This is a genomic window from Streptomyces sp. NBC_01214, assembly GCF_026340975.1.
Classification (GTDB): domain Bacteria; phylum Actinomycetota; class Actinomycetes; order Streptomycetales; family Streptomycetaceae; genus Streptomyces.
On sequence record NZ_JAPEOS010000001.1, the window covers coordinates 4,191,308 to 4,217,235 of the forward strand.

Annotated in this window: 24 protein-coding genes and 2 pseudogenes; 12 read left to right on the forward strand and 14 right to left on the reverse strand. The window is 72.0% G+C overall.

From position 1 onward, the window contains the following. Positions 1-85: 85 nt before the first annotated feature. The 4 genes from OG594_RS19705 to OG594_RS19720 all read left to right on the forward strand — a co-directional run bounded on the left by OG594_RS19705 (position 86) and on the right by OG594_RS19720 (position 4,045). Positions 86-442: a carboxymuconolactone decarboxylase gene (locus tag OG594_RS19705; RefSeq protein WP_266600693.1), complete on the forward strand. Its 357-nt coding sequence runs from the start codon at positions 86-88 to the stop codon at positions 440-442. A gap of 288 nt (positions 443-730) precedes the next feature. Continuing rightward, complete coding sequence (locus OG594_RS19710; RefSeq protein ID WP_266600695.1) at positions 731-2,206, forward strand: APC family permease; 1,476 nt, start codon at positions 731-733, stop codon at positions 2,204-2,206. Beyond that, on the forward strand, positions 2,203-2,649 hold the full coding sequence (locus OG594_RS19715; protein WP_266600697.1) for a hypothetical protein: 447 nt from the start codon (positions 2,203-2,205) through the stop codon (positions 2,647-2,649). Before OG594_RS19710 ends, OG594_RS19715 begins: the two co-directional genes overlap by 4 nt. Next, positions 2,642-4,045 (forward strand): dipeptidase, encoded by a 1,404-nt coding sequence (locus OG594_RS19720; protein ID WP_266600699.1) that lies wholly within the window; start codon positions 2,642-2,644, stop codon positions 4,043-4,045. Before OG594_RS19715 ends, OG594_RS19720 begins: the two co-directional genes overlap by 8 nt. Before the next feature lie 120 nt (positions 4,046-4,165). Here the strand turns inward: OG594_RS19720 and OG594_RS19725 are convergent, their stop codons facing one another. The 6 genes from OG594_RS19725 to OG594_RS19750 form a co-directional block, all read right to left on the reverse strand. Beyond that, the gene (locus OG594_RS19725; protein WP_266600701.1) at positions 4,166-5,536 is read right to left on the reverse strand and encodes a carotenoid oxygenase family protein; all 1,371 of its coding nucleotides are present in this window, start codon (positions 5,534-5,536) and stop codon (positions 4,166-4,168) included. Between the two features lie 95 nt (positions 5,537-5,631). Next, positions 5,632-6,072, reverse strand: coding sequence for an SRPBCC family protein (locus OG594_RS19730; protein WP_266600703.1), 441 nt, complete (start codon positions 6,070-6,072; stop codon positions 5,632-5,634). 98 nt (positions 6,073-6,170) lie between these two features. After that, positions 6,171-7,709: an MFS transporter gene (locus tag OG594_RS19735; RefSeq protein WP_266600706.1), complete on the reverse strand. Its 1,539-nt coding sequence runs from the start codon at positions 7,707-7,709 to the stop codon at positions 6,171-6,173. A 117-nt stretch (positions 7,710-7,826) separates the two neighbouring features. Then, positions 7,827-9,830, reverse strand: coding sequence for an ATP-binding protein (locus OG594_RS19740; protein WP_266600708.1), 2,004 nt, complete (start codon positions 9,828-9,830; stop codon positions 7,827-7,829). A 97-nt stretch (positions 9,831-9,927) separates the two neighbouring features. Then, complete coding sequence (locus OG594_RS19745) at positions 9,928-10,320, reverse strand: nuclear transport factor 2 family protein (protein WP_266600710.1); 393 nt, start codon at positions 10,318-10,320, stop codon at positions 9,928-9,930. A 152-nt stretch (positions 10,321-10,472) separates the two neighbouring features. After that, positions 10,473-11,693, reverse strand: coding sequence for a cytochrome P450, cyclodipeptide synthase-associated (locus OG594_RS19750; RefSeq protein WP_266600712.1), 1,221 nt, complete (start codon positions 11,691-11,693; stop codon positions 10,473-10,475). A gap of 422 nt (positions 11,694-12,115) precedes the next feature. On the opposite strand from OG594_RS19750, the gene OG594_RS19755 reads away from it, so the two are divergent. Further along, positions 12,116-12,424 carry a hypothetical protein gene (locus OG594_RS19755; RefSeq protein ID WP_266600714.1) on the forward strand — a complete coding sequence of 103 codons (309 nt, stop codon included), beginning with the start codon at positions 12,116-12,118 and terminating at the stop codon, positions 12,422-12,424. A 23-nt stretch (positions 12,425-12,447) separates the two neighbouring features. On the opposite strand, the gene OG594_RS19760 is transcribed toward OG594_RS19755, so the two are convergent. Beyond that, positions 12,448-12,666 (reverse strand): hypothetical protein, encoded by a 219-nt coding sequence (locus OG594_RS19760; protein WP_266600716.1) that lies wholly within the window; start codon positions 12,664-12,666, stop codon positions 12,448-12,450. 79 nt (positions 12,667-12,745) lie between these two features. Next, positions 12,746-13,312: an HPP family protein gene (locus OG594_RS19765; RefSeq protein WP_266600718.1), complete on the reverse strand. Its 567-nt coding sequence runs from the start codon at positions 13,310-13,312 to the stop codon at positions 12,746-12,748. A gap of 330 nt (positions 13,313-13,642) precedes the next feature. On the opposite strand from OG594_RS19765, the gene OG594_RS19770 reads away from it, so the two are divergent. The 3 genes and pseudogenes from OG594_RS19770 to OG594_RS19780 all read left to right on the forward strand — a co-directional run bounded on the left by OG594_RS19770 (position 13,643) and on the right by OG594_RS19780 (position 16,441). After that, a complete protein-coding gene (locus OG594_RS19770; protein ID WP_266600720.1) occupies positions 13,643-14,263 on the forward strand; it encodes a dihydrofolate reductase family protein in 621 nt (206 codons plus the stop codon). Positions 14,264-14,628: 365 nt separating this feature from the next. Beyond that, a pseudogene (locus OG594_RS19775) lies at positions 14,629-14,895 on the forward strand (chloride channel protein); the annotation flags it as partial. 379 nt (positions 14,896-15,274) lie between these two features. Beyond that, on the forward strand, positions 15,275-16,441 hold the full coding sequence (locus tag OG594_RS19780) for an alanine--tRNA ligase-related protein (RefSeq protein ID WP_266600721.1): 1,167 nt from the start codon (positions 15,275-15,277) through the stop codon (positions 16,439-16,441). A gap of 99 nt (positions 16,442-16,540) precedes the next feature. Here the strand turns inward: OG594_RS19780 and OG594_RS19785 are convergent, their stop codons facing one another. Beyond that, positions 16,541-19,129: a CehA/McbA family metallohydrolase gene (locus tag OG594_RS19785; RefSeq protein WP_266600723.1), complete on the reverse strand. Its 2,589-nt coding sequence runs from the start codon at positions 19,127-19,129 to the stop codon at positions 16,541-16,543. Positions 19,130-19,265: 136 nt separating this feature from the next. Further along, a complete protein-coding gene (locus OG594_RS19790; RefSeq protein ID WP_266600725.1) occupies positions 19,266-20,057 on the reverse strand; it encodes an SDR family oxidoreductase in 792 nt (263 codons plus the stop codon). A 147-nt stretch (positions 20,058-20,204) separates the two neighbouring features. Between OG594_RS19790 and OG594_RS19795 the strand changes: the two genes are divergently transcribed. Next, positions 20,205-20,777 (forward strand): TetR/AcrR family transcriptional regulator, encoded by a 573-nt coding sequence (locus OG594_RS19795; RefSeq protein WP_266600727.1) that lies wholly within the window; start codon positions 20,205-20,207, stop codon positions 20,775-20,777. A 138-nt stretch (positions 20,778-20,915) separates the two neighbouring features. On the opposite strand, the gene OG594_RS19800 is transcribed toward OG594_RS19795, so the two are convergent. Next, positions 20,916-21,452: an NUDIX hydrolase family protein gene (locus tag OG594_RS19800; protein ID WP_266600729.1), complete on the reverse strand. Its 537-nt coding sequence runs from the start codon at positions 21,450-21,452 to the stop codon at positions 20,916-20,918. A 141-nt stretch (positions 21,453-21,593) separates the two neighbouring features. On the opposite strand from OG594_RS19800, the gene OG594_RS19805 reads away from it, so the two are divergent. Together OG594_RS19805 and OG594_RS19810 are read left to right on the forward strand one after the other, a co-directional pair. Beyond that, positions 21,594-22,454: a hypothetical protein gene (locus OG594_RS19805; protein WP_266600730.1), complete on the forward strand. Its 861-nt coding sequence runs from the start codon at positions 21,594-21,596 to the stop codon at positions 22,452-22,454. A gap of 165 nt (positions 22,455-22,619) precedes the next feature. Then, positions 22,620-22,985, forward strand: coding sequence for a hypothetical protein (locus tag OG594_RS19810; RefSeq protein ID WP_266600731.1), 366 nt, complete (start codon positions 22,620-22,622; stop codon positions 22,983-22,985). Between the two features lie 315 nt (positions 22,986-23,300). On the opposite strand, the gene OG594_RS19815 is transcribed toward OG594_RS19810, so the two are convergent. Together OG594_RS19815 and OG594_RS19820 are read right to left on the reverse strand one after the other, a co-directional pair. Further along, positions 23,301-24,197 carry a hypothetical protein gene (locus OG594_RS19815; protein WP_266600732.1) on the reverse strand — a complete coding sequence of 299 codons (897 nt, stop codon included), beginning with the start codon at positions 24,195-24,197 and terminating at the stop codon, positions 23,301-23,303. A 58-nt stretch (positions 24,198-24,255) separates the two neighbouring features. Continuing rightward, positions 24,256-24,357 (reverse strand): annotated as a pseudogene (locus OG594_RS19820) (YbhB/YbcL family Raf kinase inhibitor-like protein); the annotation flags it as partial. A gap of 153 nt (positions 24,358-24,510) precedes the next feature. On the opposite strand from OG594_RS19820, the gene OG594_RS19825 reads away from it, so the two are divergent. Then, the gene (locus OG594_RS19825; RefSeq protein WP_266600734.1) at positions 24,511-25,197 is read left to right on the forward strand and encodes a GntR family transcriptional regulator; all 687 of its coding nucleotides are present in this window, start codon (positions 24,511-24,513) and stop codon (positions 25,195-25,197) included. A gap of 36 nt (positions 25,198-25,233) precedes the next feature. Here the strand turns inward: OG594_RS19825 and OG594_RS19830 are convergent, their stop codons facing one another. Next, the gene (locus OG594_RS19830) at positions 25,234-25,926 is read right to left on the reverse strand and encodes a response regulator transcription factor (protein WP_266600736.1); all 693 of its coding nucleotides are present in this window, start codon (positions 25,924-25,926) and stop codon (positions 25,234-25,236) included. Positions 25,927-25,928: the final 2 nt, after the last annotated feature.

Below are 25,928 nucleotides of genomic sequence, written 5' to 3' on the forward strand. Positions count from 1 at the left end.
AAACGGCAACCCGCCGACACGCCCCTGGTCCCGCGGTCGGGGACGGCGCGTCCGGCTCAGTTCAGCACCGAAAGGCGGTTCCCACATGGCCACCAGGTCTGACGCTCCCGTTCTCGACACGCTCGCCGCGATGACCATCGACTCCATCGAACACTGCAGCATGGACGAGAAGACGCTCATCACCACCCGCATCGCCGCCCTCGTCGCCATGGACGCCCCGGCCATCTCCTACTTGGCGCACATCAGCCCCGCGGTCAAGGCCGACTTCACCGTCGAGCAGCTGCAGGACGTGCTCGTCGCGATCGCCCCCGTCGTGGGCACCGCGCGCGTCATGTCGGCCGCGGGCCACATAGCCCAAGCGTTCGGCGTCGCCATAGCCATGCTCGAAAGCGAAGCTGAAGCCATGGCCGCCGCCGAAGAAGAAAGCCGCCACAAGTCCTGATCCGTTCCCGACCTGAGCTGCGCGCCTGCCGCGACTGCCGAACCTGCTGCGCCTGCCGTACCCGGCACCGGGAACGGCAGGCGCAGCAGCCGGGCGGGGAAGTCCGCGAGTTGCGCATCGGCCTTGGCCCTCCCACGGGGACGCACGGACGCGCCGGCAGCCGGTACGGCGTGCTGCCGGCAGGTCCGCCACGTCCACCGGTTCCTCCGGACGGCCGAACCCGGCTCGCCCCCCGCGCGGGCCCGGGCGAGTCTTGACAGGATCGACCCTGTCGACCCGGAGGCCCCCTTGAGCGCGATGGATGTTCCCCTTCCGGACGATCGCCCCCAGGGCGTGCCGACCGAGGCCGCAGCGGCCAGGACCGGCACCCCCACGCTCACCTGGGTGACCCTCGCGATGATGACGACGGCCTCCGTCGCCAGCCTCCGCGCCGCGCCCACCATGGCCGTGTACGGCCTGGCCTGCGTGTTCCTGTACCTCGTACCCGCGATCGTCTTCCTGCTGCCGACGTCGCTGGTCTCGGCGGAGCTCGCGTCGGGGTGGTCGGGCGGCGTGTACCGGTGGGTGAGCGAGGGCCTGTCGAAGCCGCTCGGGTTCCTCGCCGTGTGGTGCCAGTTCGCCATGACGATCTTCTACTACCCCAGCCTGCTGGCGTTCGTCGCGAGTACGTTGGCGTACGTCATCGATCCGGCCCTGGCCTCCAACGGCGTCTACACGGCCATCGTGATCGTCGTCCTCTACTGGACGGGCGTCTGGGTGTCCGCGCAGGGCACGAAGGCGTTGTCCGGGCTCGCCTCCTGGGGCCTGATCATCGGCACGCTCATCCCGGGCTCCCTGCTGGTGGTCCTCGGCATCGTGTTCCTCGGCCAGGGCAACCCGTCCGCCGCCCCGATGGGCGCCGCCAACATCTTCCCCGTCTGGACGGGCCTCGCCAGCCTGGTGCTCATCGTCAACAACTTCCTGAGCTACTCGGGCATGGAGATGAACGCCGTCCACGTCTCGTCGCTGAAGGACCCACCGCGCGAGTTCCCCAAGACGATGTTCCTCGCGATGGGGATGGTGCTGCTGATCTTCATCCTGCCGGCCCTCGCCATCAGCTGGGTGGTCCCCGCCGACCAGCTGTCGCTGACCGCGGGCGTCATGCAGGCCTTCGACGCGTTCTTCTCCTACTTCCACATCGGCTGGCTGACCCCGATCGCCGCGGTGGCCCTGGTGGCCGCCTCCCTGGGCGGGATGCTGACCTGGCTGGCCGGCCCGTCCAAGGGCCTGCTGCTGATCTCGCGTCAAGAGGGCTACCTGCCGCCGTTCCTGCAACAGCTCAACAGCCACGGCGTCCAGCAGAACATCCTCGTCACCCAGGGCATCGTCACCACCGTGATCGCGCTGATGTACGCGCTGATCCCCAACGTGTCCAGCGTCTACTGGATCTTCTCGGTGATCACCACCCAGGTGTACTTGATCATGTACCTGCTGATGTTCCTGGCGGCCATGCGGTTGCGCAAGACCCACCCCGACCACCCGCGCGGATACCGCGCCCCGGCCCTGAGCCTGATCTGCGTGGTCGGCTTCCTCGCCTCCGCCGCGGCCATGGTCATCGGGTTCGTGCCCTCCTCGCAGTTCGGCGGCGGCAGCGTCTGGAGCTACGTCGCCATCGTCGGCGGCGGCCTGCTGCTCCTCGGGGTGGTCATCCCCTGGCTCTGCCTGCGGATGCGCAAGCCCAGTTGGCGCACCGCGGCCGCGGAGTCGACGGGAGACGTGGCATGAGCCCCACCCGCTTCGCCTCCCAGCACAGGTGGATCTACATCGGCGCGATCGTCCTGCTCGTCGGCTTCGTCGTGGTGGGGCTGATCCAGTACAAGGCCGTACGGTCCACCAACCAGGCCCTGGACAAGGCCAACCAGCTCACGGACGAACTGGTCGCCGCCGGATTCACCCGGCCCGATCCCCACACCCTGGCCCGCGCGCTCGGCGAGGACGGGGGCATCGTCTGCGAGGACCCCGCGTCCGCCCTCAAGTCGGCCCTGTGGAAGATCAACCTTTCCAACGGCGCCACCGGACCCGGCCAGCGCCCGGTCATCGTCGACCGCCGGGCCGTCCAGGCGGAGGCGCTCGTGCTGAAGGTCTACTGCCCCGACACCCTGCACCGCATCCAGGACGAGATCAACGACCTGAAGACCGAACAGACGGTGAGGCGCGACGATGGCTGACCCCGCCCGCGACACGGCCGGCGCCGACCCCGACGCCGCCGCCCGCGCGCTCGCCCTCTCCCTCGCCGAGCGCATCGACGCGCTGATGCCCCGCGCCAAGTCCGACCTGGCCGAACTGGTCGCCATCCGCTCGGTGGCCGACCCCCGGCAGTTCCCTCCCGAGGAATGCGAGCGGGCCGCCCGGTGGGTGGCCGACGCGTTCACCGAGGCCGGCCTGATCGACGTACGCCTGGAAGAGACCGCCGACGGCAGCCACGCCGTCCTCGGCCACCGGCCGGGCCCGGAGGGCTCCCCGACCGTACTGCTGTACTGCCACTACGACGTGCAGCCGCCGCTCGGCGAAGCCGCCTGGACCTCTCCGCCGTTCACGCTCACCGAGCGCGACGGACGCTGGTACGGACGCGGCACCGCCGACTGCAAGGGCAACATCGTCATGCACCTCACGGCACTGCGGGCCCTGGGCGACAACCTGCCCGTGGGGCTGAAGTTCGTCGCCGAGGGGTCCGAGGAGCAGGGCACCGGCGGGCTGGAAGCGTACGTGACCGCGCACCCGGGCGACATCTGCGCCGACGCGCTCCTCATCTGCGACACCGGCAACGCCGCCGTCGGCCGCCCCACCGCCACCACCGCGCTGCGCGGCCTCGCCAACGTCGTCGTCACCGTCACCACCCTCCGCGGCGACCTGCACTCGGGCATGTTCGGCGGTCCCGCCCCCGACGCCCTGGCGGCCCTGATCCAGATGCTCTCCACGCTGCGCGACGCCGACGGAGGCACCCGCATCGACGGCCTGGACTGCACCGGCACCTGGACCGGGGTGCCGTACGAGGAGGAGCAGTTCCGGGCCGACGCCTCCGTCCTGGACGGGGTCCGCCTCACCGGCTCGGGCTCGGTGGCGGACCGGCTCTGGGCGCGCCCGGCCGTGACGGTGCTCGGGATCGACTGCCCGCCCGTGGTCGGCTCCGCCGCCGCCGTACCGGCGAAGGCGCGGGCCCGGGTGAGCCTGCGCGTGCCACCGGGGACGGCCTCCGAAGCCGCGCTGGCCGCCCTCACCGCGCACCTGACGGCCGCCGCGCCCTGGGGAGCCCGCGTCTCGGTCGAGAAGGAGGGCACCGGGTCGCCGTTCCGCGCGGCTACCGACGGGCCGGCCTACCGGGCCATGGGACGGGCCATGGAGCAGGCGTACGGCCGCCCGATGGAGTTCCTGGGCCAGGGTGGCTCCATCCCCCTGTGCAACGTACTCGCCGGAACCTGCCCGGACGCGGAGATCATTCTCATGGGGGTGGAGGAGCCCCGCTGCCTGATCCACGCGCCCGACGAGAGCGTCGATCCGAGCGAGATCCGCACCATGGCCCTCGTCGAGGCGCTCTTCCTCCTCGGCTACGCGTCGGCGCGCTGACACGGCGGAAAGCCGGAGCCGCGAACATCTCGCGGCTCCGGCAACCGGCCCCGGGGGGAGGGCCGTTCTCGGTGGGCGGGGGTGGATGCGGCAGAGCGCGCTCGCATCCCCGCCCAGGGGTCAGCCCGCGGAGCCCTCCAGGGTGCTGTCGGGGATCCAGGAGCCGTGGAGGCCGGCGCTGACGCGGTGGGGGAGGTGGACGGTGGCGATGCGGTCGAGGCCGGCGGCGTCGAGGACGAGGAGCTGTGACGCGTTCTGCTTGAGGTCGGAGACGACGGTGAGGAGGTAGCCGTCGTCCTCCCGGGCGGTGCCGGCAGCGGGGACGAAGACCGCTTCGCCGGGCATGCGGGCGTCGCCGATCTGGTGGATGCGGCGGGCGCCGGTGGTGCGGTCGTACTTGACGACGCCGTAGCCGCCGAAGCCCTTCTCGTCGGGGAAGGAGATGGCGTACTGGTAGCGGTGTTCGGAGCCGAGGTAGTCCTCGTTGACGGTGGGGAACTCGACGGGGAGGTCGTCGATGATCTGTTCGTCGACGGTACCGGCGGTCAGGTCGAGGATCCAGCGGCGGGTGTAGGAGCGGGAAACGGGTTCGCTGCCGCGTTCGGGCGCGCCGACCCACCAGTTCCAGGAGAGGCGGAAGCCCTCGCGGTCGACGGTGGGGCCTTCCAGAACGATGCGGCCCTGGTCGTCCTCGTAGGCGTTGGAGACGTGGAGCATGTTGCCGGGCTCGATGGAGAACCAGCGGGTGTGGCGGGCGCCGTCCTCGCCGCGGGGCATGATGCCGATCCGGGAGGGCTGCTCGTCGCTCCAGCTGTAGGGGATGCCGGAGCTCTCGGCGTGGTCGAAGGTGACGTTGCCCTCGACGAAGACGACGTGGCGGCGGGTGATGGCGAAGTCGTGCTTGAGCGAGGCGGTCGCTCCGGGGACCTCGGCGCTATGGGTGATGGCCCCCTTGGCGTCGACGACGTAGTAGGTCAGGAACGGCGGGAAGGGTGAGGAGGCGAAGAAGTGGAGTTCCCCGGTCACGGGGTCTTCCTTGGGGTGCGCGGTCATGGCGGTGCGCAGTGTGCCGTCGAAGTCGTAGGCGCCGACGGTGTCCAGGTCCGCGGTGAGCTCGAAGGGGAGGTTGGCCTCGCACAGGGCGAGGAGGCGGCCGCCGTGCTCGATGACGTGGGTGCCGGCGGCGCTGACGGTCAGGTCGGGGCCGTTTTCGGTCATGTAGGGGGCGCCGTCGAGGGCGGGGGTGTGGACCCAGCGGTTGCGGTACCACTCGGCGCGCCCGTCACGCAGCCGGATGCCGTGGACCATGCCGCTGCCCTTGAACCAGTGGGTGGGGGTGACACCGGGCTTCGGGTTGTGCCCGTTGCGCAACAGCCGGCCCGTCAGCTCGGGCGGCAGCGTGCCCTCGACGGTGAGGCCGGAGACGGAGACCTCCTCGGCGACGGGGGTGTAGTGGCCGGTCAGGTACGGCGGGATGGTCGTGGTCGTCATGGCAGGAATCCCTTTCGTGGATGCGTGGACGCGTGGACGCGTGGACCTGGAGGTGCGGATCTGTAGGTGCGCGGAAGCGTGGACGTGGCGCTCGGTCAGACGGTCCGTTCGGCACGGTTCTTGAGGTGGGCGAGCCAGCCCTGCAGGGAGTCATGGAGGGCCTTGCCGAGTTCGTCCGTCTCGGCGTCGACCGGGGCGCCGCTCCAGGACTCCTCGGTGTGGACGACGACACCGGCTTCGGACGGTTCGAAGGCCCACACGTGGATGCCGACGATGCCCTCGACGGTCCCGCCCCAGACGATCCGCTTCCCGGGATCGAGCTCCTGCACGGTGGAGGTGATGTCCAGGCCGTGGGTGAGCCAGCGGAAGGAGTTGCCGGGCAGCAGCGGTCCGTCGACCTCCGTCCGGTCGATGTCCGTGTTCCAGGCGGGCCAGGCCGCGACGTCGGTGTGCAGCGCCCACACGGTCGTGAGCGGCGCGTCGATCACGGTGCTCAGGCGGACGATTACGGGGGCGGTCTCGTCGATGGTGACCATGGCTGTACTTCCTTCTGGATGAGATCTGTCGGTGGTGCGGCTGTGGCCGAGCCAGAGGGTCTTGTCGATCGGACCCGGCACGATCGACAAGGCGCCCCCTATGGGTTCTGCCGGGCGGGGGAGAGCGGGGAAGTTCCCGGGTCGGTGGTCGGTCGGGCGGCGTTGGCGGTCCGGGAGGGCGCACCGGTCCGGCGGGTGAGTGGCACGGCGAGGAGTGCGGTGGCGGCGAGGACCGCGGCGGAGACCGTGAAGGCGGCCCGGTATCCCGCGGTGAGTGCTTCGAGTGGGGGCTGGCCGTTGGCCGCGTGGGCGGTGACCGAGCCGGCCAGGGTGGCGAGGGCGGCGAGTCCGATCGCGCCGCCGACCTGTCGGGTGGTGTTCACGAGCCCGCCGGCGAGCCCCGCGTCCTGCCGCGGCACTCCGTCCACGGCGAGCGCGGTGAGCTGGACGAAGGCGATGCTCAGACCCAGTCCGACCAGGACGCTCGGCCCGAAGACATCGACCAGGTAGCTCCCGTCCGCCCGCATCCACGACAACCACAACAGGCCGGCGGCCTCGGTCAACAGGGCGGCGGTGACGGTCGCGGTGGCACCGATGACCCGGGCGATGCGCGGGGCGAGCGCGGAGCCGATCATATGGGCGATGGCGAGCGGGAGTTGTCCCACCCCGGTGATCAAGGGGCCCGCTCCGAGGACCTGTTGCTGGTAGAGCGGCAGGAAGAAGAACAGGGCGATCCATACGGACCCGAGCAGCGCCATCAGCAGGTTGCCCGCGGCGACCCGGCCGGTCGCGAACAGCCTGGGCGGGATCAGCGCGTTCGGCCGGCGGCGCTCGACCACGCAGAAGGCCGCGAGCAGCACGACGGCCCCCAGAAGGGCGGTCAGCACCCCGGCGTCCGTCCAGCCGGCGCCGCGTGCAGTGGTCAGCCCCCACACCAGACAGGTCAGGGCGAGGGTGACGGTGACCGTGCCCAGCAGGTCGAACCGTCCGCCCTGCCGCGCGCCCAGCCGCTGATCCTGTCGTCCGCCCTCCGCCGACGCGTCCCGTGGTACGAGCGCCACCACGGCAGCCAGCACCGCCGCCGCTCCGAGCGCCACCGAATGGAAGATCCAGGGCCAGCCCCACGCCTGGGTGAGCGCCCCGCCCAGCAGCACGCCGCCCGCCGCTCCCGCGCCGGAGACCGCCCCCCACACGCCCAGGGCCCTGCCGCGCCCGGGGCCGGGCGGGAACCGGTCCATCACTAGGGCGAGCGCGGCCGGGGCGATCGCGGCGGCCCCGACGCCCTGCACCGCACGGGCCGTGATCAGCACGCCGGCGGAGGTGGTCAGTCCCGCCGCCACCGAAGCCAGCGCGAACACGGCGAGCCCGGCGGCCAGCACCCGGCGGCGGCCGAGCAGGTCGGCGACCCGGCCGCCCGCCAGGAGCAGTGCCCCGAACGCCAGGCCGTAGGCGTTGACCACCCAGGTGGTCCCGCCGTCCGACAGGCCGGCCCCCGCACGGATCTGCGGCAGCGCCACGTTGACGATCGAGGTGGCGAGCATGACGGTGAACTGGGCCGCGGCGAGCGCGGCGAGCACCGCTCCCGGCCCGGGGGTCCGGCCCGCTGCCCGGCCCGTCTGCGTGAGTGCAACGTTCATGCCGCACAGACTCGGCCCGGACGGTGTTCACTCTCCAGGCCCGACGGGGGCGGCCACTGTCCACTCCTGTCCGCACCTGTCCACCCGCTCGAGCCGAGGGAGCGCGTCCGCCGGCCGCTAACGGGGGTCGTGCAACTCCTGCTGCCACAACGCCTCACAGAGCAGGTCCAGGCCCTGGCGCAGGTGGCGACGGTAAGTTCCGTACGGAAGGCCGAGGCGCCGGGCGGCGGCCTCCTGGGTGGGCGCACCGGAGAAGTGGCCCGCCGTCAGGGCCTCGCGGGCGCGCACCCCGCGCGGGTCGAGCCCGAGGTCGTCGACGGCCCGGCGCAGCAGGGCGCGCAACTCCCCGACAGGATCACCGAAGTCCGCCGCGAGCCGGGTGCGCATCAGGGCACAGGCGGCGAACGCGTCCGCATCACGCCAGTGGGCCAGCGCTTCGCGTACGGCCCGGTCGAACGCGGTGCGCGAAACGGGCGACGGGCCGGCCGGGGCGGCGGGCATCTCGGTGGCCGATATGAAGTGCATGAGCCATGACTCCACCGGCAGTTGACGCCAGTCGACGCCGAACACCCCGTACGTGTACTCGCCGACCCGCGGCCGCGCCCCCGTGTCCGCCAGGGTGCCCTTGACGCGCTCGGCCCAGGTCTCGGCGTCGCGGAAGACGGCGAAGCCGTACGCGCGCCCGCGGGCGCGGGCCGCCTCGGCCTGGGCCCGGGAACTGCTCAGGTCGATGACGCGCGAGGGCACCTGGTACCGCTCGGGGTAGATCGAGAAGCGGCTGACGCCGATGTGCTCACCGGGGCTCACGGGCGCGGTGGCCTCGGTGTACCGCCACGCGGCGGCCACGACGGGATCGGTGGCCAGGTCCTGGGCATCGGGAGGGGACGACAGGGCCAGCCGCGCCGTGAACGCCACGATCCGGCCCGTGCTCACGAGCCGGTACACGCTGAAGGCCTGCGGCTGGCGCTGCGCCCAGTAGCGGACCAGGTCCGCGGAGGCGGCCCCTTCCGTCTCGGTGGCCATGCACAGGATGACATCGATGTCGTCCGGGTGCAGCGGGCGGTCGTGGACCTCGTCCTCGCGGGACCAGGAGCGCAGCCGGGCCAGCGTCGCACCCTCCCGGAACAGGTAGAAGAGGTCGTCGGTGACGGTCCATACCCGCTCCTCGGGCGCCTCGCGCAGGATGCGCAGGTACTCGTCCGCCAGGCGCTGGCGCATCGCCTCGAAGGCGTTGGGCGCCCGCCAGCGCAGGTCGGCGGCCAGCGTCTCGCGCGCCGCGTCGTGCGGGTACACGCCCCGCAGGGTGGACTCCATGAAGGGCAGGTCCCGCAGCCAGGAGAAGAGCGGATGGACGTCCTCCCCGGGGAGGACCGCGGCCAGCAGTTCCTCGGACGTCGAGTGGGCCTGCGCCGCCACCTCCAGTGCGCGGCGGTGGGCCGCCGTGGGCACCTCCCCGATCAGACCCGCCAGCAGGGTGCGCAGGACGTCCGCCGTCGGCGCCCAGATCTCCTCCCGGCCGCAGCCCTCCGATCCGGCCGCGGCCGCCAGCGACAGCGCCAGCGGGTTGCCCCCGGCGAAGCGCAGCACCCGGTCGCGCAGTTCGGGTCGGATCTGTGCGGCCACCAGCAGGCTCCGGGCCTGCTCCGCGGAGAACGGCTCCAGCTCGCTCACGTGCAGGAGCCGGGACCAGGCGGGATCGGCGGCCCACTGCGGCTGCGGAGCGCGCCGGCCGCCCAGGACGACGAGGGTGTCGTCCGCGGCGCGGGGCAGGAAGTGGTGCCACAGCCAGCTCTCCAGCCACTGGCAGTGTTCGAAGGAGTCCACGAACAGGACCGTCCCCGGAACGTCCAGGAACGGTCCGGCGGCGTGCTCGAAATCGGCCGGGTCCCGGCTGACGAACCGGCCGTCGAGCTCGACGAGCAGCCGCCCGGCCGCCCGGGCGTGGTCCGCCAGTCGCCGCAGCAGCGTCGACTTCCCGATGCCGCCCGGCCCGTACACGTAGAACGCGAACGGCGCCTGCGGATCTCCTGCCAACGCCTCGCCGAAGCGACCGAGTTCCTCGTCCCGGCCGACGAAGGCCCGTACGCGTGCTCTGCTCAGTCTTTCCCCCACGGACACCATGGCGGGCTCCATCCCTTTGTTCCAGCAGTGGACTGTGATCGCGTGGTCCGGGACCCTGCGCGGACCACCTGGCTCCGACGTGGCGGAGCCGTTCATGTCACGTGACGAGACCGAGGTTCTCGTCGTCGCCGTGGCCGGCGACCAGCAGAGTGGTCTCCTCGACGCGCTGGAAGCGGCCGTCGGGAGCCAGCTCGGCGAAGAGGTAGACCTCGGTGCGGGAGGTGTGGCCGTCGTGGTGGAGGAGGGTGACGGTGTGCCGATCGGCGTAGCGCGGTCCGTCGCGCAGTTCGTCGTGCACCTCGATGTGCCCGCTGCGGATCAGGGAGCGCAGGCGCGCCATGTGCTGGACGAAGGAGGCGCGGTCGCTCCACACGCCGTTCGTGCGCTGGCGGTAGTCAGGGCTGAAGTGCCGGTCGACGGCTTCGGTGAGGTCGAGGCCCGGGGTGAACAGCAGATCGTTGATGGCTCGGGTGATGTCGGTCGATGTCATGGTCGTCTTCGCCTGGGGGGAGTGGGGGGTGTACGGAAGAAGTCCGGGCTCCTGGAGCCGCGGAGGACGGTGCCCGGGAGGGCGGGGGAGGGCGGGGGTGGGCGGGGCGGGACGAACGCCGGTCGTGCTCGTCGGTCACCGCCGGTGGTGCGTCAGGGGACGGGGGTGAAGTCCAGTGGCAGCGCGAGCGGGCCCCGGGTGTACAGGCCGGCCTCCTGGTACCGGAAGCCGGGGCTGTGGCGGACCTGGTCGAGCAGGGGCAGGAGCATCGCGGCGACGGTTTCGATCTCGGCGCGTGCGAAGGCCGTGCCGACGCACTGGTGGAGTCCGGTACCGAAGGACAGGTGCTCGGCGGCCGCGGTGAAGGAGCGGGCGGTGCCCAGGTCCGGGCGGTGGATGTCGAAGGTGTCCGGGGCGGTGAAGGCGCCCGGGTCGCGGTTGGCCGCGCCGATCATGCAGAAGACGGTGGCACCCGCCGGGACGGTGGTGCCGGCGAACACGGTGTCCTCCTCCACCTGGCGGGGAACGAGCTGCACCGGCGGGGTGTAGCGCAGGGTCTCGGCGATCGCGGCGGCCAACAGGTCCGGGTCCCGGCGGACCCGCGCCAGCTGCTCGGGGTGGTCGATCAGGTGCTTGAAGAGCAGGGCCAGCGTCTTGTCCGCGGGCTCGGTGGCGGCGGCCAGAACATTGATGATCAGCGCGGTGACGTCGCGATCGCTCATGGCGATGCCGTCGAACTCGGCGGTGCACAGCGTCGATATCAGGTCCTCGCCGGGGTCGCGGCGCCGCTGTTCGATCACGGGGAGGAGGTGGGCCTCCAACTGCTCGGCGCAGTCCGTGCAGTGGCGGCGGCGTTCGGGAGTGAGGGTCAGGCTGGTGATGAACTCGGCCACCCCGCCGTGCCAGGCGGCCACCTGCTGCCAGTCCCTGCGGTCCAGGCCCAGGACGTCGAGCGTCACGTGGATGGCGAAGGGCTTGCCGAAGTCGTTGACCAGGTCCATCCGGCCGAGGGGGAGGAAGGGGGCCACGAGTTCGGCGGCGGTGGCGCGGATGACGCGCATCTGGTCCTGGAGGGCACGGCCGGTGAAGGCCCGGACCACGATTCTTCGTTTGGCGGTGTGCTCGGCCCCGGTCATCTGGGCGAGGACCGGCCCGCGCATCACGGGCTCGGCGCGTACCTGCAGGGTCTCGGTGCTGAACGCCTCGTGGTCGGTCAGCACCCGCTTCACGTCCTCGTAGCGGGAGAGGAAGTAGCTGTCGATCGCGGGTTCGTAGTGCACCGGAGCCTGCTCCCGCAGCCGTGCGAAGTAGCGGTAGGGGGCGGCGGCGAAGTCCTCGGACAGGACGCTGAAACCGGTATCGACCACGGGCATGGTGAAGACCTCTCGAACTGCGCGACGCGTGGAAGGAACAAGAGACGGGTCGGCGAAGCCCGCGCCCTGGTCCTGGCCGAAGGGGGTTCCGGCCGGGACGCCGCCTGCCGTCCCTCGCGTTCGCGAGAGGGCGGGCAGGCGGGCCGTCCGGCCTGCAAGACGAGGGAACGGCTGCACGGGTTGCGCCAGTTGGGGCGGCTTCACACCCGACCATCGGGAAGAAATCGATGCAAGACGCGTCGTTCTCGGCGCAGGTCGGCCCTGCCGTCGTCAGGGCGGGGCTCGCCGGCACCAACCCGATCGCGGCTGATCCACCGACGGTTAGGGTTGAACTCTGTTCGAACGGAAGGGCGTTGCGGCAGCCGCGGTCGCAGCATCCCCTGTGTCCCTGGCTCCAGTGAACCCGAGAGGACCTACCTACCGTGAACGCCTCGTCAGGATCGCCGTCCGCAGTCAAGGAGGAGGAGAAGAAGAAGAAGCCGGGCTGGGGCCCGTCCGTGACGTATTTCGCGGTGTTGGCCCTCGTGCTCCGTCTGACCGACGTCTGGTCCTGGTGGGCCGTCCTCTGGGCACCATTGTTCGTGTTCGCCGTCGGCTCCGTGGTGTACGAATGGCGACTGACGGCCCGCAGCCGGTGGCGCATGGGCCCCATGGAGTGGGTGCTCCTGACCGTCACCCACCTCAGTCTGGCCGCCGCACTGGCGAGGATCCTCGGTTTCCTGCCCCGGTGAGGGTGACGCCAGAGGGGGAACCTTCAATACCGGTCCAGGCGGTGCGCGTACGGCATCGGCAGCGACGGTGAGCCCCCTCCGGGGAACCAGGCCGTGCAGAGGTCCCGGTACCGCTCGGGCACCGATCCGCCGTGCGCATCGAGGTCGTCGAGCGAGAAGTACCCGAGGAGCAGCCGGACGAGTGCCCCGTCATCGGGAAGCAGGCTGCCCCGTCGAAGACCGTCGTACGCCGTCTCGTGCACGCTGTCCGACCGGCCACCGGCGGTCCGGCGCCGCAGTTCGGGTTCGAGCCGGCGCAGCCAGGTTCCGGGCGCACGGCTGTTACCACCAGCGGACGGGGTACCGGGCCGCTCCCCGGCGTACGCGGGACGCTGCGAAACCGGCGAGGACGAGGACCACGGCGGAGCCGAGCAGCAGGGGCACGAACCGAGCGGGTGCCGGGGTCTGTAGCACGACGACGACGGCGGTGGCGCAGGCGGGTGAGTGCGGGGTCCGGGCGAGGGTGGTCGCGGCGAACGTCAACCCCCCGGCCAGCGCCGCACTCCAGGGGTTGCTCTGTGCCAGCGCGAGGACCACGTACCCGGCTCCGGCACCCAGCAGGTGCGCGACGACGACGCTCCGGGGCTGGGCCACGGGCAGGGTGGGGGTGCTGTGCAGGACTCCGGCACTGGCGGCGAGGGACGGTACGAGCACCGGTTCGCTGATCACCGCCCCGATGGCCGCGAGTACGAGCAGGGCGGCGGTGACCGCGCCGACGCCGTGGAGGGCCGCCGCCGCGCCGGGCCAGGCGGAACTCCGGCGCCCGCCCGGTTCCGGACGCGGTACGTCCTCGCGAGGCGCCCCGGGGCCGGGCGCGCGCAGGTCGGGCAGCGCGGAGTCAGCGTTCACGGGGGCGGCTCCTGGAACGGCGGTGCACGGGTCGGCGGAACGACGGGAGGGGTCGCACCGTCGACCACCCTGCACCGCTGGTCTGTCACCGGCCTACAACGCCGCCTTCGTACGACGGGTGCCGCGCCCCCAGGTGCGGCGCCCCCAGGCGTGGCGCCCGATCGCTGCTCCGAGCCGAGCCGAGCCGAGCCCGAGGGCCGGCCACGTCGTCGCCGCGGTCCGCGGTGTCCCCGCACGGAGCCGCCGGGGAGTCGCGCGGCGTACGGCTGCCGCGTGCCCTTGGATGGGGCCGTACGCGGACGGACCGACCACGAGCTCCCGGAGACCGCTATGAGGAAGATCAAGGCGCAGCTGTTCATCTCGCTCGACGGTGTCGTGGAGGCGCCCGATCAGTGGCACTTCCCCTACTTCAACGAGGAGATGGGGGCGGCCGTCGACGCGACCCTCGGCAAGGCCGACACCCTGCTGCTCGGGCGCCGGACCTACGACAGCTTCGCGGGCGCCTGGCCGGACCGGGAAGCCGCCGGCGGGGAGGACGCGCCGTTCGCCAAGGTGCTCGGTGACGCCCGCAAGATCGTGGTGTCCAACGGTCCGTACGACTTCACCTGGCGGAACTCCGAACCGCTCGTTGGCGACCTCACCACAGCGGTTGCCGCACTGAAGCACGAGCCGGGTGCGGACACCCCCGTCTGGATCAGCGGCTCGGTCTCCGTCGTACGTCACCTGCTGGCCGCCGGGCTCCTGGACGAACTGAACCTCCTGCTGCACCCGATCGCCGTGCGCAACGGCATGCGCCTGTTCGAGGAGGACGCGCCGTCGATCCCGCTGGAACTGGTGTCCGCCGAGACCTTCCGGACCGGTGTGCTGAACCTCTTCTACGCCGTGGCCACCGCACCCGGCGAGGGGACGTACGACGATGCCAAGACCCACCTGCCCCAGCACCAGGAATGAGCGGCGGAGGGCCGGCCGCTCCTCCGTGATCGCGGGGGTGGCGGGAGCTCTGGTCGGGCTCGTCGGCGGCGGGTTCCGGTGGTGTCCGGAGCACGCCGACGGGCCGCGGTTCGGCCTCGGCCCTCCGGGCGGCAGCCGGGCTGGGGCGGCGGGCCGACTGATCCCGGTCGTCCGCGCCGCGGTGGGCGCCGCGGTGGCGTGCGCGATCGCCCAGCGGTTGCCGCACGCCGCGCGGGCAGGGGGATCCAGCACGTGGAAGCCGTATGGCGGCAGGAGGCCGAAACCCGTACGCTCCGGCCGCGGCCGGCGAAGTTCCTGGGCAGTCGTAGCGCGATCGGCTCGGGCCTGGTCCTGGGAAGGGAGGGCCGATCGTCCAGAGGGGCGCCGCGATCGGGTCCGCGGCGGGCCGGCGCGGCCGCCTGGACGTGCAGGGCGCTGAGGGCGCGGAGGACGCACGGATGTTGCACACCGCGCCACGCGGGGCGAGCCTGGCGGTGGCGTTCTCCGCCCCGCTGGGCGGGTCGCTGTTCATCCGGTCCGGGATGACGTCCGGCGCGCTGATGGCCTTCGATCCGTCCTCACGGGCGGTGGTGACCAGCCGAGCGAGCGCCTGCTGGCTGGCGGAAGCCTGACGGTGGCGGCGCTGGTGCTCTGCCTCGCCGTCCGCCTCGAGGCCGGAAGGAAACCACGACGGAGTAGCTCTCGGCGAACGGGTGGCGGCCTCCGGGCCGAGGGTCGCAGGCGGTGACGCCCCCACCCCCCGCCGGCGCGAAAAGCCCGAGCACCGGCGGCGGGCTCGCACTATGGTTGGCCGCATGAACGTCACCGGCCCCAGCACCACCGCGACCGCGCGAGCGACCAGCTCGCCGGTTGCCGCCGCCTGACCTTCCCCTCTCTCCCCGGCGACCGGACAACGGTCCGTCGGTTGTGCCGCGGCGCGCTCGCCCCCGGTCGGAGACTGAACGGTTCCGTTCTCCGGTGCCCTTCCGCTCGATGCGAAGGAGTCACCCCATGAATACCGAGCAGCTGACCAGAACGTTCGTCGAGTACTTCGAAGAGCGCGAGCACCGCCGCATCGTCGGCTCGACGCTGCTGCCACCGCCCGGCGACCCCGTCCTCTTCACCACCTCCGGCATGCACCCCCTCACTCCGTACCTGGAGGGCCGCCCCCACCCGCTGGGCCGGCGGCTGGTCAACGTCCAGCGCTGTCTGCGCACCACGGACCTGGAGGAGGTCGGCGACGCCACCCACCTGACGGTCTTCGAGATGCTCGGCACCTGGTCGCTGGGCGACTACGACGGCCCGCTCAGTCTCGACTGGGGATACGGGCTCCTCACCGAGGGGCTGGGCGTGGACCGCGGCCGGCTGTACGCCACCGTCCACGCCGGCGACGACCGGACCGGGCCGGACACCGCTTCCCTGGAGCTGTGGCAGGAGCTCGGAGTCCCCGTCGAACTGACCGTGGAGGACAACTGGTGGTCCAACGGGCCCGTCGGACCGTGCGGTCCCGACTCGGAGATCTTCCTGTGGAGCGGCGACGGCCCGCCCGAGTCGACGCCCACCCGCGACGACCGCTGGGTGGAGGTGTGGAACCACGTGACGATGACCCACCGTCGACTCGACGACGGTTCCCTGGTGCCCCTTCCCCAGCGCAACGTGGACACCGGCCTCGGCCTGGAACGGCTCGCCTCCCTGCTCCAGGGCAAGTCGTCCGTGTTCGAGTGCGACGTCTTCGACCCCTGGCGCAGCCTCGTCCCGGCCCTGTGGCCCCTGGACGAACGGTCGCTGCGCGTGGTCTGCGACCACCTGCGCTCGGCCATCGTGGTGCTCGGCGACGGCGTGCGCCCGGCCAACACGGGGCAGGGCTACGTGCTGCGACGCCTGGTGCGCCGGCTGCTCACCGTGCTGTGGCGGGAGGACGCCTCGCGGAGCATCGACGACCTGCCCGACGAACTGGTCCGGCACACGCTGGACCACTTCCGCCAGGACATGGGCCCGGGCGACGTACGCCGGATCCTGAGCGAGGAGGAGCGCCGCTTCCGCCGGCTCCTGGAACGAGGGCGGCAGGTGCTCGCCCGCCCCCGGTTCCGGGGCCCGCTGACCCGGGAGGACTTCCACTACCTCCACGACACCCACGGGCTGCCGCGCGAGCTGGTGACGAGCCTGCTGCGGGAGTGACGAAGCGTCAATCTCTGCTGTGGGCAGCCGTGTTCGCCGCAGCGGCGGCGTGCTGGTGGGCCCGTCAGCACGCCGCTGACCACGCTGCGGTCGCTCCGTCTAGCCGGCACTGATGGCCGTCACGTGCGTGGAGCCGTCGCGCAGGGCGGTGATGCGCACCTGTCCCGCGGGGAAGGGGTCCCTCCTGTTCGGTCCGGGTATCCGGGAGAACGGCGTCCAGGATCCGTCCGGCCTCCTGACGTCGTGCCAGATCCGTCCGTCGAGCCCGACCGCCACGACATGGGCGGAGCCGTCGGGTGTCCCGGCGATGCCGATGGCGCTGGCCCCCATGGTCGCCGTGATGACGCCCCGCGGGGGCCGGAAGCCGGTCCACGAACCGTCCGGCCGCCGCAGCTGGTGGTACACCATGCCGTCGAGACCGATCGCGAGGACCTGGGAGGACCCGTCGGGCATCCCGGTGATCGCCAGGGCCGGACCGGAGAACGTCGGGGCCCCGTCGTAGCCGGCCAGGCGTCCCCAAGCCGTCCACGCACCGTTCCGCCCGCGCGCACAGTGGTACATGGCACCGTCCGTGCCGTAACTGAGCAGCTGGGCCGACCCGTCGGGCAGGGCGGCGATCGACACCTTCGTGGCGCCCCAGCGGCTCTTCGCGGTGGAGCCGGGCAGGGCCCGGAAGCCGGGCAGCGCGCCGTCTGCACGACGCTGCTGGTGGAAGGCGGTGCCGTCCATGCCCGTCACCACGATCTGGCAGGTGCCGTCGGGGAAGGCGGCGATGTCCGCCTCCCGCACGGTGAACCCGGTCGAGCCGTCCGGTCCCGCGACGCGCTGCCAGGGTTGCAGCGTGTCCGAACCCCGTACGACGGTCAGCCACAGACCGTGGTCGGGCGCGATGCCCAGCACCACGACCGAGCCGTCGGCCATGCCGGCCGCGGCACTGTGGACCGCTGCGAACGAGCCCGATCCCGAGACCGACCCGGAACCCGAGCCGGATCCGGAGCCCGAGCCGGATCCGGCGCCGGCGGCCCCCGGCAGTGGACGCATGCCGCTCCACGACCCGTCGGGGCGGCGCTCGGTGTGGAAGAGCACCCGCCGTTCGACGTCGTACGGGGGCAGTTGCGCGGAGGAGAACCACACCGGGTTGGTGAGGGCCACCAGTTGGTCCAGGGTGGTGGAGGCGGGCTTGGGCCGGCGCACCTCGGCCCGGGCGAACAGGGAGGCCTTGCCCCAGCCGCGCCAGCGCAGCTGTCCCGTGCCGCTGCCGTCGATGCAGGTGGCGGCCATGATGCCCCACTCGGTGTACAGCGTGGCGATGCTGTCCGGAGCACCCGTCACGTTCAAGGTCACGTCGACGGCGTCGAAGAACGACAGGGGAAGTTCCTCACCGGGTCCCGCGACCGCTCCGCCGGAGCGGGCGGTGAAGTCCACGGTCACGGCCGCGGATTCGACGGCGTACGACCGGCCCAGCCGCAGTGCGTCCAGTACGGCGGGCGTCGACAGGCCGGCGGCGTACACGACGTTGTGGGGCCGGCCGACGGCGTCCGCCGGGCTGTGCGCGTCGCTGTTGCCGACGGCGGCGACCCGTTTGCCGAGGCAGAGCATCACGTGCCAGGCGGCGATGTTGGCCGCGTCGTCCAGGGTCCACGGCCCGTTCCACACCTCCAGCGCGTCCACGCGGTCGAGGCCGAACTCCCAGAAGGATCCCGCCGCCGGAGTGAGCGGATGGGCGGCGATCGTGAGTCCGCCCAGACCGTGCACGCGCCGGGCCTGGCCCTCGAAGGCCCCCTGGTCCGCGGGCCCGTAGCGCCAGTCCACCCATTCGCCCTGCGGCAGCCCGACGGCCAGCCAGTGGCCGTGGCGGGTGGTGACCTCCTCGGCGTTGATGACCAACAGGTCGGTCGGGACGTTGCCGCGCCAGGTTACGCCGGTGGAGCTGGTGTTGTGGTCGGAGGTGGCGATGAAGTCCATCCCCTCCTGGCGGGCGGCCGCGACGATCTCGTCCACCGTGCGCTGCCCGTCGGAGTGGACGCTGTGCAGGTGCAGGTCGCCGCGGTACCAGCCGGGCCCCCGCCCGGCCACCGCGGCCGGCAGGAGGTCGTACGGGGTCCGGGGCAGCGGTTCCCCGTGGTGCAGGGTGACGTCGACCTGCCAGGCCATGCCACCGGCGCTGGCGACCATCGGCCCCAGGATGACCGACCAGGCGCCGGGCTCGACGGGTCCGGGCACGTAGCCGGGGGTGGCGTCCGCCGCGGACAGGGTGAAGCCGGACCGTGCGCCGCCCGACCAGCCGCGGAAGCCGGCCGGGCCGAAGGCGCCGAGGTCCAGGATCCCGGCGGCGGTGTCGTGGGTGGTGGCGACGGAGATCCGCTGGACCCCGGCGGGGACGTCGAAGGCGACGTACGCCCACTGGTCGTTGCCGTAGGGGGAGTGGCCGCGGTACGTGGTGGTCACCGTGTCGCTGCCCCGGCCCCGCGTCGCGGCGTGCACGACGGGCGCGGGGACCAGCGCGGCGGCTCCGCCCGCGGCCAGCAGGGCCCCCAAGCGGAGCAGGGACCGGCGCTCGACACGCGGGCCGGAGCCCGAGCCCGAGCCGGAGCCCGAGCCGGAGCCCGAGCCGGAGTCGGAGCCGGGGTCGGAGCCGGGGTCGGGGGCCGGGTCGGGCGCAACGCTCGGGAGGTGTTCACTCGGCACAGCCGTGCTCTCCGTTCACGTGGGGTGGCAGGGAAGGCGTGCGTGCTGGTGCGAGGGTGCGAGGGTGCGAGGGTGCGAGGGCGCGGGGCGCGAAGGGTACGAAGGTGCGGGCGGATGCCGGAACGGCCGGCTCCGGCTAACGGCGCGAGCGCTGGGCCTCGACGATCTGTCGCACGGACCCGTCGAGGTCCATACGGCCCTGGATGCGCTCGGCGAACCCGGGGAACTGCCCGGCGACGGCGCTCAACAGCCGCAGCTCCAGCGGCGCGACGTTGACCTCGCAGCGGTCGCGGCGGACGGCCCGTACGACGCCGTCGGCGACCTGGCCGGGTGTGACGGTCCTGATGCCGTTCGGCGTGGTGGCACCGGTGGCCGCGAACATCCCCGCGTCGCGGACGAAGCCGGGCTGGACCAGGGACACCCCCACCCCCGTACCCCTGAGCTCCTGGCGCAGGGCGAGCGCGAATCCGCGCAGCCCGAACTTCGTCGCGTTGTAGAGGGAGGTCGACTTGGTGGCCGCCTTGCCGGAAATGGAGCCGACCAGCACGATGTGGCCGCGGCCGCGGCCCACCATGTGCTCCGCGAGCAACCGGGAGAGCACGACGGGCGCACGGAGGTTGACGTCGAGGGCGCGGTCGAGCTGGTCCTCGGTGTAGTCCAGGAGGTCGCCGCTGGCGGGCAGCGCGGCGTTCGCGACGAGGACGTCCGTCTCCGCGCACCGCTCGGCGAGGTGGACGACATCGGACCGTACGGCCAGATCCGCGACCACGGTACGGGCGCCGCAGGTGTCGGCGGTGGTTTTGAGGGCCTCCTCCCGCCGCCCGGTGACCGTGAGGCGGGCCCCCTGCGCGGTCAGGCGCGCGGCCAGGGCAGCGCCGATGCCCCCGGTCGCGCCGGTGAGGAGAACGTTCGATCCGGATATGTCCACGACCACTCCCGTGCGGCTGGCGAAGTCCTTCAACTGTTCGTTCGAACGAACAGTAGGGACGGCCCCGCTCCCTGTCCACACCTCGTCGTCCCCAACTCCCCGGTCCCGCCCGGGCGGTCGAGCCGGCCGATGGGGCAGAATTACGCCATGCCCCATGCTTCCGACACCCGCCAGCGCATCATCGACGCCGTACTGCGGATCATCGGGCAGGACGGCATCGCCGCCGTCACCAACCGGCGGATCGCGAAGGAGGCCGGAGTCTCCCTCGGCTCCGTCACCTACCACTTCGCAACGCAGCACGAGCTGCTGCGCGAGAGTCTGCTGCACTTCGTGGCCGAGGAGACCCGGCACTTCACGGCGCTCGCCGACGACTGCTCCGACGAGCAGTTCGACATCGGGCAGGCGGCCGAGGTGGTGGCGCAGGTGGCGGGCGGCAACGCCTTCGACAGCCGCCACATCGCGCCGTTCGAGCTGTACGTCCAGGCCGGCCGGGACGAACGGCTGCGTGCCGCCGCGGCCGAGTGCTTCGCCGCCTACGACCTGCTGGCCACCCGGATCCTGACCCATCTCGGCGTCCCGGACCCCGAACGCCTGGCCGGTGTGGCCGTGGCCCTGGTCTTCGGACAGCAGCTGCGCCGCCTGGCGACCGGCGCCCCCGCCGAGGACCTCGTCGACACCCTGCTGGTCCTCACGAAGTTCACCCCGGCGCAGACCTCGTAGCCGCGGGAGCCCGGAGGGACCGGGGGAGTGCGGGACGGGGAGCGTCCGTCCTCCCGAGTCCGGTCCGGTCGCTGCCGCTACCGATGTCGACAGCGACCGGAGTCGGGCGTGTGGCGTCGCGCGGGGTGCGCGGCGACTTCAGTACGTGTAGCCGACGTGCGCGAGCGCCTGCTTCAGCAGCGCCGCGTGGCCGCCCGGCATTTCGCCCTGCACGGCTGCCGAGAGTGCTTCCTGCGGGCTGAACCAGACCAGGTCCAGGGCGTCCTGACGGGGGCGGCAATCACCCGTGACCGGCACGACGTAGGCGAGTGACACCGCGTGTTGGCGGGGGTCGTGGTAGGGGGTGACGCCCGCCGTGGGGAAGTACTCGGCGACCGTGAAGGGCTGGAGGGAAGTGGGGATGCGGGGCAGGGCCACGGGGCCCAGGTCCTTCTCCAGGTGGCGCAGGAGCGCGTCACGGATCCGCTCGTGGTGCATGACACGGCCGGACACCAGGGTCCGGCTGATCGCCCCGTCCGTGCCGATCCGCAGGAGCAGTCCGATGGTGGTGACTTCGCCGGTGTCGTCCACGCGGACGGGCACGGCCTCGACGTAGAGGATGGGCATCTGGGCCCTGGCCATTTCCAGCTCGTCGCTGCTCAGCCAGCCGGGCGTAGTTTCGGTCGTGTCAGACATTCCTTGATCCTACTTTCCAGGGCGGGTTCCGGCCCAGATCACGCGTACGCCCGGCCCGGAGAGAACGGATCCCGGGGGCGGTCCCCGCGACCACGGACGGCCGGAACTCTACGGTGCGCGGGGCTGACGTAACGTTTGAGCATGAGCACGCCGCCGCCCCAGCAACCCCCCGGCCCGTACGGGCCCCCGCAGCCCCCGAGCCCCTACGGTGGACAGCCGTACGCCGCACAGCCACCCGCACAGGCACCCGCGCACCACCAGCCGTACCAGGGGCAGCCGTATCCGGGGCAGCCGTATTCGGGGCAGCCCGGTCCGCCGCATTCCCACCCCGGTCAGGGAGCCTGGGGGCAGCACCCGATGGGCGCGCCGCCGCGCAAGAACCGGATCGGCATGGTGATCGGGATCATCGCCGGAGCAGTGCTGTTGCTCGGCGCGCTGGGCGCGATCGGAATCAGGCTGAGCGGATCCGGCTTCCCCGAGGCCCGCTACCGGCTCACCGTTCCCAAGACCCTGGTGGACGGCAAGTACGAGCTGGTCCAGGATCATTCGGCCACCGCGGGCAAGGAAGCCCTGGACGGCGCCTACGACTCGAAGATCCGCGATCCGAAGCCGGCCGCCGGTCAGTACGCCTCCGAGTCCCCGAAGGAGTCGGGCGCCCTCGTCGTCTCGGGGATGTACGGCCAGTTCAAGGACACCGCGGGAGCCCGCAAGAAGATGCTGCGCGGCGCCGCGGACTCCAAAGGCGCGTCCCTGGCGGTCCCCGCGCGGGACATCACGCCCACCGGCTCCGACGTCACGCTGTCCTGCCAGGTGTTGACGGTGCGGCAGAACGGGGTCGAGGGCACCCTGCCGATGTGCGCCTGGGTCGACGAGAACACCGGCGCCACGGTCGGCATCCTCAGCGAGGAGAGCGCGCAGCAGAAGCCCGGGTCCGTCGACCTCGCCAAGACCGCCGAGACGACGCTCAAGGTGCGTGCCGAGATGCGCCAGCCCATCGGCTGACCGCGGCTTCGGGGGCCGGGCACGGCGGCGGCTCTAAACCGTCGCCGAGGTATGCCCAAAAGGTGACTTTCTGGAGTCTGAACCGGTCGGATAGCAATGACCCGGTGCCCCGTACACCTGCCGACGGTCGGCAGCGATTCCAGGGCACCCAGGAAGGAACGTCCCGTGATCCGCATTCGTCACGCCGCCGCTCTGGCCACCATGGCCGTCACCGCCCTCGCCGTCGCCGTGAGCCCCGCCTCGGCGGCACCCGGCGACACGCTCACCATGTGCTCCAGCACGCTCACCCCGGACGGCTGGGTGGACGCCCAGTGGTGGAACAGCGGCGGGTGCGGATCCGGCTTCACGCCCAACACCAAGCAGATCAAGGACCTCAGAGGCTACCCGGTGGGCACCCAGGTCGCCGCCTGCGCGTCCACGTGGCCGCCCGCCGGCTGGACCATCACCAACACCTACTACTCGAGCGGCTGTCGCTACTCCGCCGTCCCCAGCTTCAGCCCCAACACCTGGACCCTGAAGCGCACTTCCTGACCTCGGGGCGCGGGCGCCGTCGGCCGTCGGGGCCGGGCCGGCCCGGCCCGGCTGCCTTCCGTGGCCCCATGAGTACACGTCCAGCGCCGCAGTTGGCCGGGCACGGGATCCGGTTCGCCCGGCCCACCCAGTCCGGCCCGGGCCTCGGTCGGCGGAGGCGACCGTGCCGCTGCGCGAGCGGCAGGATGGCCGGGGAGAGCTGCTGAGGGTCCGTCATGGGCCCGTTTCTCGCACGATCGGATCCGGGATCGGCGGGGGCTGCGGCTCGTGATTGATCTTGCTCGCGCAAAGGGCCGTTCATGCCGTTCATGCCGTTCATGCGAGGTCAGACCGTCCATGAACGGGCTGGAACGTTCCCGCCGCGGTGAACGCGTCGGCGATCGGCGCGATGAGCGAGGCAAAGCGGCGGGCACCCGCGGTGCCGATCGGCGCCCATAGCGCGGCGCAGTGCTCGTCCGTTTCCACTTCGATGCGCTCGCGTGCCGCACTGCCGGCGTCGGTCACCACGCCGTGGGAGTCGAGCCAGCCGCGCGCGACGAGGCGTGCCGTCGCTGCGCTCCACTCCTCGTCGTCCCACTGACGGGTCGCTCGCGCGAGAGCTGTCGGCAGGCGGCCGGTTGCGGTGTGCAGGACGAGGCAGTCGCACGGCCCGAGGCCGTTGTCGGCGAGTACGACGAGATGGGCGTCGCCGCGCCACTCGCGCGCCACCGTGATCTGCTGCCACAGTGCGACAAGAGGATCGGACGGAAGCGCGACCGAGGCGTTCGCGGCGGCCAGCACCTTGCCGGCGTAGTCGGCACCGGCGACGACCGGGTCGATCAGCGAGCGCGCCTCGGCAAGGTGATCGTCCGTGAGGTGTACGTTGACGCGCCGCATCGCCCGACCGGCGGCCAGGAAACGGGCGGCCTGCCACCGCTCAGGCGGCGCGGCGTCCCACACGCCCGCCATGGCCCGCACCGCCCGCGGGCTGAAGTTGTAGAAGGCCGCGAGCGTGACGTGCCACGGAACCGCGCCCATCGCGGCCGTCCGGAAGGCCAGATACGCCGGCCCGCGGTCGGTCACGCCGAGTCCGGCGGCCTCCTCGGCGCTCTCGGGGGCAAGGTAGATGAACAGGTGGGCGGCGCTGACGACGCGGCTGACGTCACGGACGGCGTTCAGGTCCATCGGGCCGTCGCCGAGGAGGGCGGAGTCGGGAAGGTCGTCCAGGTGCATGGCGGTGGTGTCTCCGGGGAGTCGGGAGGCGCTGTCAGGCGGACGCCTGTGGCGAGGAACGGTGCGGGTCGTGTCCGGCCGGCGGGGCTGCGCCGATGTAGCGGGCCACGCGGGCGTCGTTGGACAACTGGTAGGCACCCTCGAGCACTTGTGAGCCGGTTCCGGTGGCGTCGGCGCTCTCGGGGAGACGGGCGAAGGGTCGTCGGCGGGAGCGGCGGTCGTTCCTTTCTGGACGAGGGGTTGTCATCAGCAGCTACTGAATCGACAGTAACACTAATAATCGATTATTTAGTGGATCGTCTAGGATGGGCTCATGATTCAGACGGCGCCTTCCTCCACCCCGCCGGGGAAGCAGATGCTTTCCGAGCAGGTCTACGCGCACCTGCGCGACGCGATCATGCGCGGGGACCACTCTCCCGGCGCCCCCCTCAAGCCGCAGGACCTTGCCAAGGAGCAGGGCGTGAGCTTGGCCGTGGTGCGCGAGGCGCTCGTGCGGGTGGTCGGCGAGGGGCTCGCCGACCGGCTGCCCAACCGCGGTTTCGCGGTCCCGTCCTTCTCCGACCGCCGCTGGCAGGAGATCGCGGAAGCCCGCCGGACCGTCGAACCGGTCGTACTGCGCATGTCCATCGAACGCGGCGACGTCGACTGGGAAGCCCGCGTGCGGGCCGCCCACCATCGTCTGGTGCGCACTCCGGCGTACGTGCCGCAGGAGAGCGAGTACTACACGAGCGCGTGGGCGGAGGCTCACAGGGCCTTCCACCGCACCTTGCTGGAGGGGTGTGGCAACAGCGCACTGCTGGAGACCTTCGACCGCCTGTGGACCGCGAGTGAGCTGGCCCGCCGTTGGTCGGCGCACCGCAACCCCGACCGGGACGGCGCCATGGAGCATCGCAGGCTGGAGGAGGCGGCGCTGGCCCGCGACGCAGACACCGCAGCCGCGCTCCTGGTCCAGCACCTCACCTTGACCGCGGCTGCTCTGACCGACGATTCAGGCCTCTGAGGAGGATCGGGCTCCAGGCGGGTCCGGGCCGGGCGGTCAGGCGGTGCCGGACACCAGTCCGGCGCGGTGGGCCAGGACGACCGCCTGGACCCGGTCGCGCAGGCCGAGTTTGGCCAGGATCCGTGAGACGTAGGTCTTGACGGTTTCCGGGGCGATGAAGAGGGCTTCGGCGATCTCCGCGTTCGACAGGCCCTCGGCCACCTGCTGGAACACCTCCAGCTCGCGCGGTGTCAGCGCCTTGACGACCTTCTCGCCTTCGGGGTTGGTGGGGCGGATGTGCTCGGCGAAGTGGCCGATGAGGTGGCGGGTGACCGCGGGCGCGAGCAGGGCCTCGCCCCGGGCCACCGTCCGGATCCCGCCCACCAGCTCGACCGGGGGTGCGTCCTTGAGGAGGAAGCCGCTCGCTCCGGCCCTGAGGGCGTCGTACACGTACGCGTCGACGTTGAAGGTGGTGACGACCAGGACCTTCGGCGGGTCCTCGGCACCGGGTCCGGCCAGTTGCGAGGTGGCCTGGATGCCGTCGAGCAGGGGCATTCGGATGTCCATCACGACCACGTCGGGACGCAGCCGCCGCGCGGCCTGGACCGCCTCGTGCCCGTTCTCGGCCTCGCCGACGACCTCCATGTCGGGCTGCGCGGAGAAGATGGTCACGTAGCCGGTGCGCACCAGTGCCTGGTCGTCGCAGACGAGTACGCGGATCGGCGGCGGCGGCGCGTCGCTCTGGCTCACGG